General features: G+C 31.3%; 17 protein-coding genes and 3 pseudogenes. 14 read left to right on the forward strand and 6 right to left on the reverse strand.

The genetic code is table 11. From position 1 onward, the window contains the following. Positions 1 to 73: 73 nt before the first annotated feature. The 4 genes and pseudogenes from NHG49_RS13220 to NHG49_RS13235 all read left to right on the forward strand — a co-directional run bounded on the left by NHG49_RS13220 (position 74) and on the right by NHG49_RS13235 (position 3,080). Complete coding sequence (locus NHG49_RS13220; protein WP_098111713.1) at positions 74 to 883, forward strand: MerR family transcriptional regulator; 810 nt, start codon at positions 74 to 76, stop codon at positions 881 to 883. A 226-nt stretch (positions 884 to 1,109) separates the two neighbouring features. Then, positions 1,110 to 1,346 (forward strand): annotated as a pseudogene (locus NHG49_RS13225) (helix-turn-helix domain-containing protein); the annotation flags it as partial. A 64-nt stretch (positions 1,347 to 1,410) separates the two neighbouring features. After that, entirely contained in the window at positions 1,411 to 2,376 is a 966-nt protein-coding gene (locus NHG49_RS13230; protein ID WP_098111714.1) for a helix-turn-helix transcriptional regulator, read from the forward strand. 71 nt (positions 2,377 to 2,447) lie between these two features. Further along, a complete protein-coding gene (locus NHG49_RS13235) occupies positions 2,448 to 3,080 on the forward strand; it encodes a type 1 glutamine amidotransferase family protein (protein WP_064475313.1) in 633 nt (210 codons plus the stop codon). A 269-nt stretch (positions 3,081 to 3,349) separates the two neighbouring features. On the opposite strand, the pseudogene NHG49_RS13240 reads toward NHG49_RS13235, so the two are convergent. Next, a pseudogene (locus tag NHG49_RS13240) lies at positions 3,350 to 3,601 on the reverse strand (MFS transporter); the annotation flags it as partial. A gap of 342 nt (positions 3,602 to 3,943) precedes the next feature. Here NHG49_RS13240 and NHG49_RS13245 point away from each other — a divergent pair. After that, on the forward strand, positions 3,944 to 4,519 hold the full coding sequence (locus NHG49_RS13245) for an NUDIX hydrolase (protein WP_098112127.1): 576 nt from the start codon (positions 3,944 to 3,946) through the stop codon (positions 4,517 to 4,519). A gap of 42 nt (positions 4,520 to 4,561) precedes the next feature. Here NHG49_RS13245 and NHG49_RS13250 read toward each other — a convergent pair whose 3' ends face one another. Continuing rightward, positions 4,562 to 5,278, reverse strand: coding sequence for an SDR family oxidoreductase (locus tag NHG49_RS13250; protein ID WP_088047090.1), 717 nt, complete (start codon positions 5,276 to 5,278; stop codon positions 4,562 to 4,564). A gap of 185 nt (positions 5,279 to 5,463) precedes the next feature. Here NHG49_RS13250 and NHG49_RS13255 point away from each other — a divergent pair, with 185 nt between their 5' ends. The 3 genes and pseudogenes from NHG49_RS13255 to NHG49_RS13265 all read left to right on the forward strand — a co-directional run. Beyond that, a complete protein-coding gene (locus NHG49_RS13255; RefSeq protein ID WP_088047089.1) occupies positions 5,464 to 5,802 on the forward strand; it encodes a winged helix-turn-helix transcriptional regulator in 339 nt (112 codons plus the stop codon). 266 nt (positions 5,803 to 6,068) lie between these two features. Then, positions 6,069 to 6,821: a class I SAM-dependent methyltransferase gene (locus NHG49_RS13260; RefSeq protein WP_064475315.1), complete on the forward strand. Its 753-nt coding sequence runs from the start codon at positions 6,069 to 6,071 to the stop codon at positions 6,819 to 6,821. A 42-nt stretch (positions 6,822 to 6,863) separates the two neighbouring features. After that, positions 6,864 to 7,031: pseudogene (locus NHG49_RS13265) on the forward strand (alpha/beta hydrolase); the annotation flags it as partial. 140 nt (positions 7,032 to 7,171) lie between these two features. Here NHG49_RS13265 and NHG49_RS13270 read toward each other — a convergent pair. Then, entirely contained in the window at positions 7,172 to 7,615 is a 444-nt protein-coding gene (locus NHG49_RS13270) for a carboxymuconolactone decarboxylase family protein (RefSeq protein WP_064475317.1), read from the reverse strand. A 250-nt stretch (positions 7,616 to 7,865) separates the two neighbouring features. Between NHG49_RS13270 and NHG49_RS13275 the strand changes: the two genes are divergently transcribed. Continuing rightward, entirely contained in the window at positions 7,866 to 8,660 is a 795-nt protein-coding gene (locus tag NHG49_RS13275; protein ID WP_064475318.1) for a VOC family protein, read from the forward strand. A 116-nt stretch (positions 8,661 to 8,776) separates the two neighbouring features. After that, complete coding sequence (locus NHG49_RS13280; RefSeq protein WP_098112126.1) at positions 8,777 to 9,526, forward strand: aminoglycoside phosphotransferase family protein; 750 nt, start codon at positions 8,777 to 8,779, stop codon at positions 9,524 to 9,526. An 83-nt stretch (positions 9,527 to 9,609) separates the two neighbouring features. Here the strand turns inward: NHG49_RS13280 and NHG49_RS13285 are convergent, their stop codons facing one another. After that, the gene (locus NHG49_RS13285) at positions 9,610 to 10,557 is read right to left on the reverse strand and encodes a phosphotransferase enzyme family protein (protein ID WP_064475319.1); all 948 of its coding nucleotides are present in this window, start codon (positions 10,555 to 10,557) and stop codon (positions 9,610 to 9,612) included. A 192-nt stretch (positions 10,558 to 10,749) separates the two neighbouring features. On the opposite strand from NHG49_RS13285, the gene NHG49_RS13290 reads away from it, so the two are divergent. Next, the gene (locus NHG49_RS13290) at positions 10,750 to 11,838 is read left to right on the forward strand and encodes a helix-turn-helix domain-containing protein (protein ID WP_103655356.1); all 1,089 of its coding nucleotides are present in this window, start codon (positions 10,750 to 10,752) and stop codon (positions 11,836 to 11,838) included. Positions 11,839 to 11,852: 14 nt separating this feature from the next. On the opposite strand, the gene NHG49_RS13295 is transcribed toward NHG49_RS13290, so the two are convergent. Next, the gene (locus tag NHG49_RS13295) at positions 11,853 to 13,544 is read right to left on the reverse strand and encodes a M3 family oligoendopeptidase (protein ID WP_064475321.1); all 1,692 of its coding nucleotides are present in this window, start codon (positions 13,542 to 13,544) and stop codon (positions 11,853 to 11,855) included. A 17-nt stretch (positions 13,545 to 13,561) separates the two neighbouring features. Further along, a complete protein-coding gene (locus NHG49_RS13300; protein WP_064475322.1) occupies positions 13,562 to 14,500 on the reverse strand; it encodes a DMT family transporter in 939 nt (312 codons plus the stop codon). 127 nt (positions 14,501 to 14,627) lie between these two features. Between NHG49_RS13300 and NHG49_RS13305 the strand changes: the two genes are divergently transcribed. The 3 genes from NHG49_RS13305 (at position 14,628) to NHG49_RS13315 (ending at position 16,746) form a co-directional block, all read left to right on the forward strand. After that, positions 14,628 to 16,007, forward strand: coding sequence for an aminotransferase-like domain-containing protein (locus NHG49_RS13305; protein ID WP_064475323.1), 1,380 nt, complete (start codon positions 14,628 to 14,630; stop codon positions 16,005 to 16,007). Positions 16,008 to 16,018: 11 nt separating this feature from the next. Then, the gene (locus NHG49_RS13310; RefSeq protein ID WP_064475324.1) at positions 16,019 to 16,366 is read left to right on the forward strand and encodes a hypothetical protein; all 348 of its coding nucleotides are present in this window, start codon (positions 16,019 to 16,021) and stop codon (positions 16,364 to 16,366) included. 176 nt (positions 16,367 to 16,542) lie between these two features. Continuing rightward, the gene (locus NHG49_RS13315; protein WP_258126848.1) at positions 16,543 to 16,746 is read left to right on the forward strand and encodes a hypothetical protein; all 204 of its coding nucleotides are present in this window, start codon (positions 16,543 to 16,545) and stop codon (positions 16,744 to 16,746) included. Positions 16,747 to 16,758: the final 12 nt, after the last annotated feature.

The raw sequence follows: 16,758 nt of genomic DNA on the forward strand, positions 1-16,758 counted from the left end.
TTGACTCTCACACAATGTCATTGTTTAAGATGAAGTTGAGCTTCGAAGTAGATGTAATTCATAGGAGGAAAACATGTTTAAAATAGGGGATTTTTCAAAACTATCTTCCATTAGTATACGTATGTTGAGACACTACGATAAAGTGGAATTATTACAGCCAGTAAAAGTCGATGAACAAAGTGGATATCGATATTATTCAGCAGCCCAATTAAAGAAAGTAAATCAAATTCAAACATTAAAAGATATGGGGTTTAATATTGCTACTATTAAAGAAATAGTAGAGAGCGATAATATGGAAGTAATAAAATTACAATTTGAAAATCGTAGTGCTCAAATAAAGGATGAAATGGATGACCTCCAAAAACAATTACGTCTTCTCGAAGCCTCAATGAAAACGATGAGAGAGGATGTTGTTGAGATGAACTATCATGTTTCAATAAAAGAAATTCCAGAAAGAAATGTAGCTAGTGTTAGAAAGGTTATTCCATCTTATAATCGCGAAGGGGATTTATGGGGTATATTAATGCAAGAAATACAAATGAAAAATATTAGCATTGCCCATCCGAGTTATAGTATTGCAGTTTTCCATGATCGTGAATACAAAGAAAATGATGTAGATGTAGAAATACAGCTAAGTATTTTAGGGAAGCACGAAAAGACAAAAGACGTTACATTTAAAAATATTGAATCAACTAATGTAGCTTCCATAACGGTTAATGGAAGTTATGAACAAATGACAGCTGTAAATGAGGCTGCAGCAAAATGGATTGAGACAGAAGGTTACGAATTAGCAGGTCCAATGTATAATATTTATCATGTGAGCCCAGCGATGGAATCGGATCCTAATAAGTGGGTTACAGAAGTTTGTTATCCAGTTAAATGATGATAAAGAAAAAAGGCATATAATTAATGCCTTTTTTCTTTATGGGTACCGTCAGGGAAATGTTACAATGCTAAACCTTTTTTTCTGACGATTCTCCCGTTTTTAATAATGTTAAGAAAGTTTCAGTGGCCTTAAAGAATCTAATGAGATCACTTTCTCTGAATTAAAATGGTATTCTCCTAGCAAATTAATATGTTCCCAGCAAAAAGGTGACATATGGTGCAAGATTACGGTTATGGCGGGTGTAAACCAACCAGAACGTGATCTTATCCGTATGCGGTAGCGTGAAGGAATTGAACTGGCTAAGAAAGAAGGAAAGTTTAAAGGTCGGTTAAAGAAGTACCATAAACATCATGCAGTAAAGCTTAATAAAGAGGGAGATATGACTGTAAATCAAATTTGTGAAATTACAAATGTGTCTAGGTTCTCATTATATAGAAAGCTATCGGAAAGGAACAGTTGATGAGTTATACTAAAAATAGGAAATATTACAATAGAAAATAAATTTCATATAGAGGTGGAATTATATGCCTAAAATTGACAATATGTTAGCAATTCTATGGATGCTTCGTTCAGGTGAAAAAATTACTGCAAAACAAATTTCAGAAAAGTTAGAGATGAATATAAGGACTGTGTATCGTTATATTGATACAATTTCAACAAGTGGCGTACCTATCATTTCAGAACCAGGACATAACGGTGGATACACTTTATTGAAAAATTTTATTGAGGCTCCTCTTTTTTTTGATTTTGAGGAGCAAACTGCACTATTTCACGCTGCTGTTTTTGCAGAAGAAGCGGGATATTATGGAGGTGAAGCACTAAATAGGGCCATTTCAAAACTAAGTAAATACTCAAATCAAGAGCAGGAAACAAAGATAAACCAACATTTAGCTAGTCTTGAAGTAATAAGTCGATTAAGTTCGCTCTCTATGGAACCTTTTTTGAAGGAGTTGGAGCAGGCGGTAGCTGACGGGTACTCAGTAAAAATTATTTACCATAAAAGTGGTGAAAAGCAATTAAATTATAGATTGGTCGATCCGTACAAAATTATCTATTGGAATAATAAGTGGTATGTGATTGGATTTTGTCATCTTAGGAATGATATCCGTAGTTTCAGAGTAGATCGAATTGAAAGTCTAATGCTAACAGAAAATAAGTTTAACCGACCAGAAAATTTTTCAGCACGTGACTTTTTTATAAAAGGTCTTCTTCCAACTATAGAAGATAAGGAAGGGACTATTTCTTTGGTTATTAATGGGGATAAAAGTGTATTGGCTGATATTTGCCAACATTGGTTTTTAGGACATTATTTACAAGAACGGACTTCAAATCAAGCAGTTTTTCTTCTTGAAAAAGATATAATACATACATATGTACCTTATTTACTTTTGCCGTACAATAAATCTATTAAAGTTATTGAGCCAATAAGTCTTAAGAAAAGACTTATTGAAGTTCTTTCAGAATTAATAAAATTTCATCAAGTAATATAACTTCCCTGACGTTAACTGTCAGGGAAGTTATATTATAATAGCTATATAAATTGTGATTGGAGTGTTATTGGATGCAAACAAAAAAAGTATTTCTATATGTATTTAACACAATGTCGGACTGGGAATATGGATATTTAATTGCAGAATTAAACTCAGGAAGATATTTTAAAAAAGATTTAGCACCTTTAAAAGTAATTACAGTAGGAGCTAATAAAGAAATGATTACTACTATGGGAGGACTGAGTATAAAACCAGATATTTCCCTTGATGAATGTACTCTTGAGAGTAAAGATCTTTTAATTTTACCAGGAGGGACTACTTGGAGTGAAGAAATTCATCAACCGATCTTGGAAACAATTGGCCAAGCTTTAAAGCTTGGTACTATTGTTGCTGCAATTTGTGGTGCAACTGAGGGCCTCGCGAATATGGGATACTTAGATACTAGAAAGCATACAAGTAATAACTTAGAATATACTAAAATGGTATGTCCTAACTATAAAGGAGAAAAGTTCTATGAGTCGGAATCTGCGGTATCTGATACGAATTTAGTTACTGCATCAGGAATAGCTCCTCTGGAATTTGCAATGGAGGTACTGAAAAAAATAGATGTATTTACACCAGATGCATTACATTCATGGTATAACCTAAATAAGACTCATAAACCTGAATACTTCTTCAAGTTAATGAATTCAATAAATAAATGAAGTAACTGAAAAGCTCAATTTCTCTATTTTGATTTGTAGAGAAGTTGGGCTTTTTAATTTGGAATTTTCTTATCGTTGTAAATTCGTATTTTCCTGACGCTACCCTTTTATCAACTTATCCGTAAATATCAAGAGAAATTACTTCTTGATTCGATTCGTCAACTACTGTCAAAATTTTATTTAAAAATGTACAAAATGAGCGGAGTGTAATGGATATTTTCGTTCTTCAATTTCAATTAACCAATCATACATAATTATCTTTCCATCCATAGTAACTTTTTTCGATCGTATTGATCAATCATTACACCAACTAAAGGGCCGAATAAAACAATTGGCAAATTAATAGTAAATAAAGAACTCATAATTACAGCTGAACCGGTTAATTGATAGGCAATCCAAGGCAATGCAAAAGTATATAGTGAATCTCCAATTCGTGAAATGAGTAAACCAAAAATGAAAATCTTGTATTCTTTTGAGAAAGTTGTCTTAATGGTAAGCCTGCGTTCTAGTATAAATTTCACAACTGTTTGAACCACCTTTTTTATAGAGGAATTTGAAAATCATCCGTCCAATACTTGTTATATATAGAATTCTGTAATTTTTAGATGAATCCTACTTTTTATAGGTATTTTTAAAATCTAAAGGAGGAAATAAAAATGAGGGCAGTATTATGAAAAAGATTTAATTGCGAACAGGATGGGGAGAAAATTCATTAACAAAGTATAGACATTCGTGGAAAGAAACAGTACCTGAGTATATAGCGCAAAACCTACTTGATGCTGTGTGTTGGATTGAAGATAATTTAAATACATAATAAAATTATAGTAAACTATTTTATTCAAAGGTCGTTAGGAGGGAAAATATTGATACATATAGATAAGAATGTGCGAACAGCTGGTGCGTATGTAATATATAAGAATTTATTTGTTTTTCAAGTTGGTCCAACGAATAAAGGTGATACATTAGGTGTAGTAAGGCTCGGAGGACATAAAGAAGGGGATGAAACAGCAGTAGAAACAGCTAAAAGAGAAGTGAAAGAAGAAGCTACTATCGATATTGCTATATTGAGTTCACCAATTACATATTATAAAGAGAATTGGAATGCAAAATCAAAGAAAGTAAAAGTAGAAAATGAAGTCAATCCAATTTTAATTATTGATAGTCCAGCTGAAACTTTATCTATTATGTATATGGCACATGCAGAAAATGAACCAACTCCATCCTCTGAAACGAACGGGCTCTTATTACTTTCAGTAAGTGATATTAGGCTAATTTGTAGTAAAAAAATAACACTAAACGATTATATTAAGCAAGATGGAATAGCTGTATTGAAAGAAAAAATGAATAAAGAGTTAATCTTACAACCTTTTCCACAACTTATGTTTTTAGCAGGAATTTTAAAAGAGGATCCTTTATTACTGCAGCAGTTTCTAAATTAGCAACAAAAGCCACCTTAATAAGGGGCTTTTGTTTTAAATAATTTAATGGTATGTGTATCCTCCATCAGGAAACAATACATTGCCTGTAGTAAAACTATTTTGCATTAAATATAGAACAGTATGTGCAATTTCATCATTATGCCCAGGCCTCTTTAGAAGAGAAAGAGATTTATAAGCTTCATAAGCAGCTAGTCTATTTTCGTTTTGTTCATTTTCCCTCCGTATCGTTCCAGGGGAAACAACATTAACTCTTATAGGAGCTATTTCAACAGCTAAAGCTTTCCCTAAACTCTCAATAGCACCATTACAAGCTCCATAAGCAGGTGCCCCTTTAAGCGGTTTTTGACTAAATGCACCGGACATTAATACGATAGATCCGGAGTCTGAAAGAAAAGGAATTGCATATTTTACGGCATAATATTGTGGCCAAAACTTGCCGATAAAGCTGCTTTCAGCAATATCATCAGTAGCGGTTATAGGTCCAAGTGTGTAAGAGGCTCCTGGTGTGAACAAGTGATCAAAATTCCCAACTTTCTTGAAAAAATCTTGTAATTGGTTTTTATTTTGGTTATCCAATACATAAGTTTGAAGATGAAGGTTATTTATTACTTCTTGAGCAATCATTAATTTTTCAGTCGAACGCCCTGCAATAATAACATGTGCTCCTTGTTCAATTGCTTGTTTTGCTGTTGCAAACCCAATACCAGAACTCCCACCAATGATAACGATACGGCTACCTTTTAATGTAGTAATAGACATATTTAAGCCACTCCTTTAATAAAAACGTTAAAATAAAACTATTATTTCTTTATTATTCGCTAAAAGATAGCAAGTGAAAAGTACGCACTTTTTATGTACATAGTCGCATATTTCGTACTAATCACTATTCATGCGGATATGCAATGTGAAAAAAGATTTGTGATGTCAGAGGAGAGGTGTGAAAAATGGATTTACAAGAACCGAAGTTAAAAGGAGTAATAGCGACATTACAAATAATTGGTGGGAAATGGAAACCACTTATTTTGTTTATATTATTAACAGACGGAACAAAACGGTTTGGTGAATTAAAGCGATTAATACCAGATATATCTCAAGGGACGTTAGCGAAGCAATTGCGTGAATTAGAGCAAGATCAACTAATAAAACGAGAAATTTATCAAGAAATACCACCTAAAGTGGAATATAGTTTATCTAAACATGGAAAAACAGTAAGTACTGTGTTAGATAGCATGTGTGGTTGGGGAAGAAGACATTTAGAATATATTAATGAAGATGAACTGTAAATATATTATGTAAACTGAAATGTATAAAGCTGCTATTTCGATAATTTGTATTTTATAATATACTGAATTAAATGATGTTATCGTACATATTTTCTTTTAATTGTAGTGGGATGAATTTATGTATTACTCGAAGTAAGTAGTCGTTTGGGATTGAAAGATGCGTACCAGATATAAAAGGAGATTAATAAGAATATAAACTATGAGTCTATTTCGATGATGATCCGGATTAAACATTTCATGCACATTAACAAAGGGGAAATAATGAAATGAACGAATTAGAGTACAAAAACTTTTATGATAAAGTAGGAAGATTAAATGGATGGGATTTTAGTAAAATAAAATGTGAAACTGTAGGAGATACATGGGACTTTTATGGAGAGGTAAAAGAAAGATGCAAGCAATCACATATATTACTTGATGTTGGTACAGGTGGAGGAGAGAATGTACTTAACATAGCATCTTCGGCTAAATTGTTAATTGGAATAGATAATTCTAACGGAATGATAGAAACAGCACATTCTAACTTGAAAAAATCAGGTGTACAAAATGTTGAGTTTCTTCAAATGGATTCTGAAGCTTTAGTGTTTCCGCATGCGCATTTTGATATAGCTTCAAGTTGTCATGCACCGTTTATAGCATCTGAATTAGCAAAAGTAATGAAAAAAGGTGCTATTTTCTTAACACAACAAGTTAGCGAACATGATAAATTGAACTTGAAAGAAGCATTTGGAAGAGGGCAATGCTTAGGCGAAAAAGATGGAATTTTAAAAGAAAAGTATATGAGGGAACTTATTCATGCAGGATTTGAATTCGTGCAAGTACGTGAATATAATATTACTGATTATTACAGTACGCCTGAAGATCTTATTTTCTTGTTAAAACATACGCCTATTATTCCTAGATTTGGAGAAGAGGAAGAGGATTTTACTATTTTACAAAAGTTCATTGATGCAAATAGTTCTGAAAAAGGGATTCGTACGAATTCAAAAAGGTTTATGATTATTGCTGTTAAATTATAATGTGTTATAGATTAAAAGCTGCTTTTCTTTAAAAAAAGCAGCTTTTTGTGTGGAAAAGAAGGTTATACAAGATGGTCTTCATTACTAGAGATTGGAGTTAAGGACCTGGGTATAGAAATAAATTATAAAGTCTGCTGGCATGCGAGAGGTACAACAACGGTTAATATTGTAAGAGGTATGCATAAGGACGAAACATTGGGATTATCCGAAAGTTATAGTAGAAGAAATAAGAAAACATCGGTAAAGTTAAATCCAAAAGGTTGATTTTTGTAATATATAAAAATCAACCTTTTGGAGCGTATGTAATATAGAAATAACGTATAGAGTAAGTAAGATTTTTACTTACAGTTTTATTTTTTAGCAGGTGTATTTCCCATCGCGATAGAAATTCTATTCCAACTATTAATTTGATTAATAATCAAGACAAGGTCAATATATTGTTTTTCATCATAATGTTCACATACTCGTTTGTATAGGGAATTAGGAACTCTTTTAGTAGGAATTAGTGTAATATGTTCAGCTAGTTCAATAGCGACCTTTTCTTCTTCTGTATAAAAAGTACATTCATCCCAAGTACTTAAGCAATAAATCCTTTGTTCAGTTTCTCCCATTTTTCGCGCATCAGATGTATGTAAATCTAAGCAGTAAGCACAACCATTGATCTGAGAAACTCTAATTTTAATAAGCTCTCTAGTCATTCGATTAATCGTTGATTGCTTTGTGTACTTTTCCATGTCCATCATAATTTTCATAGCATTAGGTGCAGCATCATAGTAAGAAATTCTTTGGTTCACAAAACATCACTCCTTTAGCTTAAGATATTGTTCATTATATCTTGATATGGTCGTTTATACCAATTATTTGAACTATAGCGCAAAACGCTTGAAGTTAAAATTTTATTGCATTAGCCGGAAATGTTAGCGTAACTGCTCTAATACAAAAGTATTATTTTGTTAATTAAAGTTTCAATCTCCAGATGGATTCTTCCTGTTAGTTTTTGAAATACAATACTAATAGATATTATGAATTTGGAGGTTTATTACAATGATTACACATATATCAGATATAAAACTACAAACGGTTTCCATAGAAGGGGTAAAACAAGTTTATAAGGACATATTATCTTTTCCAATAAAAAAAGAAACAGCATCATTTATTCAATTTGAAGTAACACCTTATACAACAATTAGTTTTCAAGAAGTATATGAACCAATTGCACCTGCTCACTTTGCTTTTGAGATTCCATATTCAAAATTTCTTGAAACAGTAAGATGGCTAAAGGATTCTGGATTACTCATTGTGAAATGGCAAAATGGAAATGTAATTGGTGAAGAGAATGGTTTATACAATGTATACTTTAAAGACGGGGATGGAAATCTACTCGAAATTATCGCACATAGTTATGTTAAAGAAGATGTATTAGTACCGCAGTCCCCTTTAAATATTTTATATGTAAGGGAAATCGGACTTCCTGTTAAAAGTGTACCTGTATTTACAGAATGGTTAAAATCCAATCTAAATATGAAAACGATGAAAGATGGGGATATTTTCAACTTTGTTATAGGTGGCACTGCATACATCGTTGCAACTTGGTGGCAGCGACCTTGGATCCCGATTGCGATGAAAGCTTTACCACCAAAAGTACACGTATCTTTCGGAACAACAGATCAAGCATTTTTACAGCAAATCCAAATTAACTTTAAGAAAAATAGTGTCCCATTTCAATGTAAACATAATGAAGTATCATTTATTGAGCAGGGATATGCATTTTCAATTGTGCATACACCAAATTTCCCTTCCGATATTCCTAGTAAATTAAACTTACCACTTTCTATTTAAGGATAGAAAGTGGTAAGTTTTTTATATTTTCGTGGAGAAGGGTTTCAGCATAATTACACTGAATTTATAGGGGAGTATAATGTGTCAGCTTAATTTACAGTAAGGAGAGAAATGAATTGAATTTAGGAAATCCGATAGCTAAAGGGAATACAGCAGAAATCTATCTCTATAATACTAAGGTTGTAAAATTATTTAATGAATATCTGCCTGATACAGAGTCTATGAATGAAGCAAAAAAACAAAAATATGCTTATTCATGTGGACTATCAGTTCCGAACGTATTTGAAGTGACAAAGATAAAAAATAGACAGGCAATTATTATGGAATACGTAAAAGGTGACAGTATGGGGGATCTCCTGCTTAATAATCTAAATGAGGCAGAGCATTACATAAATATTTGTGTTAATGAACAAAAAAAGATTCATGCCATACGTGTGAATACGGATGAAATGGAAGCGATGGGGGAAAGGTTAGAGCTTCAAATTAAATATGTACATAAATTGGATGAAAAACAAAAGGAAAGTATATTGAATAAGTTATATTCAATCAAATTTGAACCTAGATTATGCCATGGTGATTTCCATCCATCTAATCTAATTTTGAGTGAAAAGAATGTAAATATTATAGACTGGGTAGATGCTTGTTCAGGTGATATTCGTGCAGATGTGTTTCGTACATATTTATTGTATGCGCAGTCTTATATAGAATTAGCGGAAATGTATTTGCGAATATATTGCAGTAATACCGATCTAACAAGAGATGAGATCTTTCAATGGGCTCCTATTATGATTGGAGCTAGATTTTCAGAGAAAGTATCTCCGCAAAATGAAGTGGATTTAAACAAATTATTGAATCAGTATTTATAAGTAATAAAACAAAGGTTGTCTAGTAGCCAATTAATAAATGCTGTTGTTAAACTAAGTTTCCTTGTAGTTAAACAATAGCATTTTTAAACATTGATATAGGTATATTTAGTTTCGATCTTCATCCTATAAAGATTTATTATCCGTATTTGTTCCTCAGTTAATTCTTCTTTACCCCAATACATATGCATTAAGCTATATTCAAAAATCTCCTTTAATTTTATAAACAATGGAAACTTGTCTATCATCTCTTTAGGGAGTTCATTTTCTTCTTTATATCCTTCAAATAGTGCTTTTGTAATAGAATGCTCATAGTTAACGATATTCCCATTTCCAGCAAATGAATATTCTATCGCACTATAAATAGGAACGGCTAAATCAAATATGTAAAAATGTTTTTCGCAGTCTTGAAAATCAATCATTGTTATGTTTGAATTGTTTTCAACTAATATATTTTCCAGCCATAAATCTCCGTGAATTAAGCCGTAATTGGAAGTGGATTTTTGTAGCTCTTTTATAGAAGTTAAAACGTCAGATGCAATTTCTCTTATAGTAGTTTCTTCTTTAGAGATATACTTAAGAAAATTATATTCTTCATTTTCATACCAATCGTTTATATGTTTAACCGGATTAGTCTGTTCAAAGCTTCTAGAAATGCGATGTAATTTTCCAATTTGTTTACCAAGCTTTTTAAATATATTTGAATTCCAATCACACCTCGGTAAATGTATACCAGGAGCAGCTTTATATAATACAGCAAAAATCTCCTTGTCTAATGGAAACTTTTCTACAAAATTTCCTTGTAAAGAAGGGATTATTGGTGGAACACCTAAGCCATTTTGATATAAAAAATTCGTATATGTAACTTCTTCTAATTGTTCTGCATATGTTTTGTAGTTTGTAATTCTAATGAAATAAGTACCTTGTTGTGCGTTACATTGATACATTTCATTCGTTATGGGTTTAATGTTAATAAAATTTAATGGATATCGTTCATTTATTAATTGGAGTATTTCTTTTTCTAGCTCGTTCATTGTAACTTCCTTTCCAAACTTTAATTATTTATTTGAGAACTAAAAGATTCTTAATATACAACATTCGTGTTTTATTTTTGATATCCTTTAAAATGAAGCATGAAGTAATGAATGGCTCATGTTATAAAACACAAGAAATATCAAAAGAAAGAAATGACTCTCTTTTATACTTATAAATAAGGAGTGAAGTAAATGTATGAACATATACAGCAAATGATTGATTGGATTGAGAGCAATTTAAAAGAAGAATTTTCATTAAATGAATTATCGCGTTATATGGGTTATTCTCCGTATTACTGTTCTTTTAGATTTCACCAAGTAACAGGCATGAGTATTAGGCGTTATATTCTTTTAAGAAGGCTGTATTTATCTACGGGGGATTTGAAGAATGATAGAAAGATAATAGATATTGCATTGGATTACAATTATTCTTCGCAAGAGGCTTATAGTAGAGCTTTCAAAAATGTTTTTGGAATGAATCCAAGAGAATTCCAACTTAACAAAATGCCTATTCAATCATTTATTAAACTAAAAATAGAAGAGGAGTTAAAAATGAATATTTCTAGAAAATTAGAGGTTGAGCAGTTACGTAGCAATAATAATGAGTTGTTTGATAAAGATGTATTAAACATATTGAATGGTCAAATGATGTATGAAGAATTTAAAACGGAGAAGCTAATGGGTGAGTCTGATTATGCCCCATTTAACGAAGCGATGTGTGTAAACACGGCTACTACACAAGTTTTTAATGAAGAATTTATTAAAACAAGAGCAGAAGGACATAATAGTTCAGTAGAAAGTTATACAAAAAAAGTTATAGATCCGTTAGAAAATCTTTTTACGAAAAAGTATAAATGCATTGTTTTATGGTTTGGTGAAGATATGTTCTGCCAAATGAACTTACTTACCATACTTTCATACTTAGAACAATCTTGTTATGAAGGGAAGGTATACTTAAATAGCTTCAGAGAAGATGAATTTAAAGTAAGTCAACTTGAACTGGAATTAGGAAATTATTCTTCTATATACGATGAAGTAGTAGTGAATCATAAAAAAACATCCTATAAAGTACCACCTGTAATCTATCAAGCTATAGACTTATATTTAAATATGTTAAAAGAAGATAATATCGTAGTAAAATTCATCTCTAAAAATAAAGATTTATCAACTCGAGAATTATTAACAAAGTTGTTTAAACTCTTTTCGACAATCGGATATGGTGATTCTCAGTACATAGAACTAATAAATAAAATAAAGAAGAAAGCTGAACCTAAAATATAGGAACAGCTTCTTTCTTACAATTGTTCAAATGACTCTAATTCGCTCTCTACAAATAACATTAGTTCTTTAATTGTTTCACCAGAAAAATCAAAATGAATTCCAGCTGCTTCATATACTTCCGTTAAAGATCTAGAGCTACCTAATGATAAAGCCTTTTTATAATTTTCTATTGCTTGTTTAGGATTTTCTTTATATTGTTTATACATTTGTAGTGCACCAAGTTGTGCGATAGCATATTCGATGTAATAGAATGGTATTTCGAATATGTGTAGTACAGGTAACCAACCAGTTGCAATCCAATTTTCATACCCTTCAATATTTACGACGTTCGATTGGTAAGTGTTATGTAATTCTAAATACTTTGCATTTCTTTCTTTAGCAGTATGATTAGGATTCTCATACATCCAATGTTGGAATTGATCAACGATAAGCATTTGTGGTAAGTACTTAACAATATCTATAAAGAAATCTAATTTTGCTTTTATAAATTCTTCAGTATTCTCATAAAATGTATCCCAATACTCCATCGAAAATAATTCCATTGTCATGCTAGCGAGTTCTGCTGATTCAGAAGGGATTTCCAAATATTTTTGAAGTTCTAACTGCTTCATACATTCATTATGAATACTATGACCCATTTCATGGAGGAAAGTAGTAACATCATAATGTGTATGATTGAGATTCATAAAAACGAAAGATAATCGAGAAGCAGGTAAATATTCGCAAAATCCTCCTGGTCCTTTTCCTTTACGACTTTCTAAATCTAAGCAATTATTTTTACACATACGGTCCAGTAACCTAGAAAATTCGGGATCTAGTTTGTGTAAAATATGAGAACTTTTTTCGATTAATTCACTGGCGTCTTCGATAGGTTTTAATGCTTTTTGATTTGGTGCGGTTGCTTTTAGATCCCATGGACGAAGACTATCTACTTGAAGTTCAGATGTTTTCTCATTAAATATTTTATTGATAAGTGGTACTACGTATTTACGAATAGATTCAGCAAGTTCATAGCAATCCTCAGGTGTATAATCAAAACGTTCATGTTTTTTAAACATATAATCACGATAATTATCTAATTGAATGTTTTTCGCTTTTTGGTGACGTATTACGATTAATTCATTTAATATCTGTTGTAATGTATCTTCAACAGATAAGAATGTTTCAGAAATGAGTGTTTTCGCTTTTTTTCGTATATTACGATCCGGATCTTGTAAGTAAGACTGTAGTTCAGTAATTGTTTTTTCTTCACCGTCCCATAGTGCAGTTAAACCACCTGTAATTTCGAAGTACTCGGTTACTAGTTTGTCTTCGTCTACTTCTAAATCAATGTTCTTTTCACAAAATAAAGTCTGCGCATTCTTTATTTTTTTATCTAGTAAGCTATACGTTTTTGGATCAAGTTCCATTCGAAAAGGGGACTCTAAATATTTATTATCAAATGAATTTTGATAACGTTTCAAAAGAGGCCTGACAAATTGTTGGTCATATTCAAAAGTATCTTTTATTTTTTTATTATCTGTACTACATTGAAAGGCGATATAGTGAGATGTTAATTGTTCTTCAATTTCCCAAATGAATGTAGATTGTTTTTTTAACCAATTTTCAAGTTCTAGTTTTGAAGAAATCACTTCATTTTCTAAAGTAGAAAGAGTGTTTTCTAATTCTAGAACGTTACTAATATCAATCGTATTTAAGCGCTGCATGACATATCCCTCACTTTTTATTTATTCATGGAGATATTCTTCTTTTTCACTGTAATTCCTTTTTTACCCAAAAAATTTGTGCCTATTACACCAAAAATAATCATTATTGTACCAATGATATGAAAATAAGAAATTTGCTCGTGTAAAAAAATAACGCCTGCGATAATTGTAATAAGTGTAGATAAGTTACTAAAAACACTTATTTTAGCGGCTTCAATGTATGATAAGGAATAATTTAATAGCAATGCCGTCAGCAAGGAAGATAGTAACCCTAAATATAAGATGGAGATAAGAAATGTTCCATTCGTAAACGGTTTAAAGTATGCCGTTATAGTACCTTTGCTTATATGGCTGGCGATTGCGATTAAATTAAAGCTAATAAAGCCGATTACTGTCATTGTGTAAGTTAAATCCATTAGTTTGAATTTCTTCGTCATTTTTCGAGCTAACACATTATAGAAAGCAGATGATAATGCCGATAGCAAAATAAGAATAACACCTATGAAACTAGTTTCATGAGTCCTTATACCATTCATGATAAATATATAAATGACACCGATAACAGAAATGAGTACAGATATTTTTTGCCATGTATTTGTATACTCTTTTAAAAAATAGGAAGCTAACATCATCGTAAATATAGGAATAGCCGCTTGTATAATTCCAGCTTCGGATGAACTTGTATACACTAAGCCAAATGCTTGGAAAGCAAAAAATAGTGCTGGATAAAATATTGCAAGTGGTAAAAGGGGAAGTATATTTTTGAATGACATATTTAACTTTACGAAACCGAAAACAATGGGAATGCTTGCTGCTATGAAAGCAATTGTAAAACGATGAGCAAGGGTATCAAGTGGGCTTGTAACAGTTAATGCTAATTTCACAAACATAAAGGAGAATCCAATAATAAATGAATAGAGTAAAGCTGATAAATATGCCTTTGTTGTAAGTTTCATAATTTCACCTCATAGTAATTGATTTCTTACTGGCCAGTATACGTACATAGTAATCTTTATGATCTAGTGCTACAATGTGAATAATCACAAACTGTACCGGTACAAATTAAATGTTGAGGTGGTAATGATGTATAAGTATTTACATGTTTTTAACGACTTAGAAAGTATGATTCAAAATGGGGAGATAAAAGAAGGAAAGAAACTACCGTCTATTCGGACACTCGTTACGAAATATGAATGCAATAAGGCGACAGTAATACGAGCGCTACATGAATTAGAAAAGCGTCATATTATTTATTCCGTCCCTCAAAGTGGATACTACGTTGTTCGAAAATCAGGGGAGGTTGTAGAAAATGAAGAGATAATTGATTTTGCTTCCTCAGCACCAGATCCAGATGTTTTTCCATATGTAGATTTTCAACATTGTATAAATAAAGCCATTGATACATATAAAAATGACTTGTTCGTATATGGTACGCCAAAAGGTTTACCGTCTTTAATTCCGGTTATTCAACAACAACTGGTAAACTATCAAGTCTTCACTAAAGAAGAAAATATTTTTATAACGTCAGGTGTACAGCAGGCGCTAGCAATATTAACTTCTATACCATTTCCAAATGAAAATGAAACGATATTAATTGAACAACCAACATATCATCTATATATTGAATATCTAGAAATAAACAAAATTCCTGTAATTGGTATTAAACGTACGAATGAAGGTATTGACTTAAATGAATTGGAACGCATTTTTCGAACAGGTAAAATAAAATTCTTTTATACAATACCAAGATATCATCATCCGCTCGGAACTTCTTATTCTAAAGATGAGAAAGAAAAAATTGTGTTATTGGCTAAGAAATATAATGTATATATAGTTGAAGATGATTATTTAGCAGATTTAGAAATGGATTCAAAAGCAGATCCGTTATATAGCTTGGATAATGGGAATCATGTCATATATTTGAAAAGTTATTCAAAGATTATTTTTCCAGGTTTACGAGTGGGCATAGCAGTAATCCCACCGGTAATAGCGAATGCTTTCCATACATATAAAAAGATTTTAGATATCGATAGCCCGATGATATCCCAAGCTGCTTTAGAAATTTATATAAAGAGTGGCATGTTTGAACGTCATAAAAATAAAATTAAATCTTCCTATCACGATAGATCTAAAAAACTAGCAGAAACATTAGAAATAACTCATAGTGAAAACCCGCTTTTATTCACATATAAAAAGCAAAATACAATTGGAATCCACACTTGTTTAAAATTATACAAAACGAGTATTTCCGAAATGTTTTTCCATAGATTAAATGAAATGCAAATAAGTATTGATGCGATTGATAAAAATTATTTGAGAGGTTTTCCGAAAGATAGACTATTAAAGTTAAACGTATCGAATGTGAAGGAAGATAGGATTGAAGAAGGAATTCGTAAAGTAATTGAGGAAATCAAACAAGTGGAACGTATAACCTTTCAATTTAAAAAAGAAAAAAATGAATAAGGGGGTTTGTTGTGAGACGCAAAATAATTCTCTTGTTTGTGTGTATCGCTATAATAATTGGAGCTATAGTTGTGACTAAATATTATAAAAAAGATGACCAATGCATTGCGGTTGGTAAGTATTCAAGAGGTATTATCGTAAATCAAAATAACGAACCTATATCTAATGTGAAAATTTATGAAGATTCAATCGAAAGTAAGGAACGCAGTATTTCAAATACACAAGGCGAATTTGAAATACTAAATGGAGTTTGTGGTGAGATTGTATTACAATTAGTTACTCCAGATGGTGAAACCTATACGAGGAAATATGATAGTAATCATATACCGGAAGTGATAGAACTGAGTAATAAAAAGTAATAGAAATTATATGAAATCATTACAAGGAAAATGTGTAGAATTAATATTTTTTAGAGCACTCAATAGCTGAGTGCTCTTTTTATTTAGGACATAAGTAATTTAAATGGAAATAAATTACCAATAAATGATAACTTTAAAGTGTAGCATTTATTTTGAATAGGAGGGTGATCGAGTCTATGGCAGTACGTTTAGTCGATGATTTACAGCAACTATCGTTGTTACTAATGTTTTTAAGTACATTTATATTTTACAGATATTTTAAAAAAGTAAGACGAGAGAGAAATTTGACTGGTTTTGAATGGACAATGTATTTTGTCACTCAATTTGCGACAGTAATTTGGACAATTACTTATTTTATTAAACACTTAGGTGAATCGTAATTTCTATTCATT

Source organism: Bacillus sp. IBL03825 (assembly GCF_024712505.1).
GTDB lineage: Bacteria > Bacillota > Bacilli > Bacillales > Bacillaceae_G > Bacillus_A > Bacillus_A wiedmannii.

Bases quoted from the DNA above. Each gene is read 5' to 3' on its own strand.
- NHG49_RS13250 (WP_088047090.1), bottom strand. From the start codon at position 5,278: ATGTCTATTACTACATTAAAAGGTAGCCGTATCGTTATCATTGGTGGG.
- NHG49_RS13260 (WP_064475315.1), top strand. From the start codon at position 6,069: ATGAACGAATTAGAGTACAAAAACTTTTATGATAAAGTAGGAAGATTA.
- NHG49_RS13290 (WP_103655356.1), top strand. From the start codon at position 10,750: ATGTATGAACATATACAGCAAATGATTGATTGGATTGAGAGCAATTTA.
- NHG49_RS13230 (WP_098111714.1), top strand. From the start codon at position 1,411: ATGCCTAAAATTGACAATATGTTAGCAATTCTATGGATGCTTCGTTCA.
- NHG49_RS13275 (WP_064475318.1), top strand. From the start codon at position 7,866: ATGATTACACATATATCAGATATAAAACTACAAACGGTTTCCATAGAA.
- NHG49_RS13220 (WP_098111713.1), top strand. From the start codon at position 74: ATGTTTAAAATAGGGGATTTTTCAAAACTATCTTCCATTAGTATACGT.
- NHG49_RS13255 (WP_088047089.1), top strand. From the start codon at position 5,464: ATGGATTTACAAGAACCGAAGTTAAAAGGAGTAATAGCGACATTACAA.
- NHG49_RS13315 (WP_258126848.1), top strand. From the start codon at position 16,543: ATGGCAGTACGTTTAGTCGATGATTTACAGCAACTATCGTTGTTACTA.
- NHG49_RS13235 (WP_064475313.1), top strand. From the start codon at position 2,448: ATGCAAACAAAAAAAGTATTTCTATATGTATTTAACACAATGTCGGAC.
- NHG49_RS13300 (WP_064475322.1), bottom strand. From the start codon at position 14,500: ATGAAACTTACAACAAAGGCATATTTATCAGCTTTACTCTATTCATTT.
- NHG49_RS13285 (WP_064475319.1), bottom strand. From the start codon at position 10,557: ATGAACGAGCTAGAAAAAGAAATACTCCAATTAATAAATGAACGATAT.
- NHG49_RS13305 (WP_064475323.1), top strand. From the start codon at position 14,628: ATGTATAAGTATTTACATGTTTTTAACGACTTAGAAAGTATGATTCAA.
- NHG49_RS13295 (WP_064475321.1), bottom strand. From the start codon at position 13,544: ATGCAGCGCTTAAATACGATTGATATTAGTAACGTTCTAGAATTAGAA.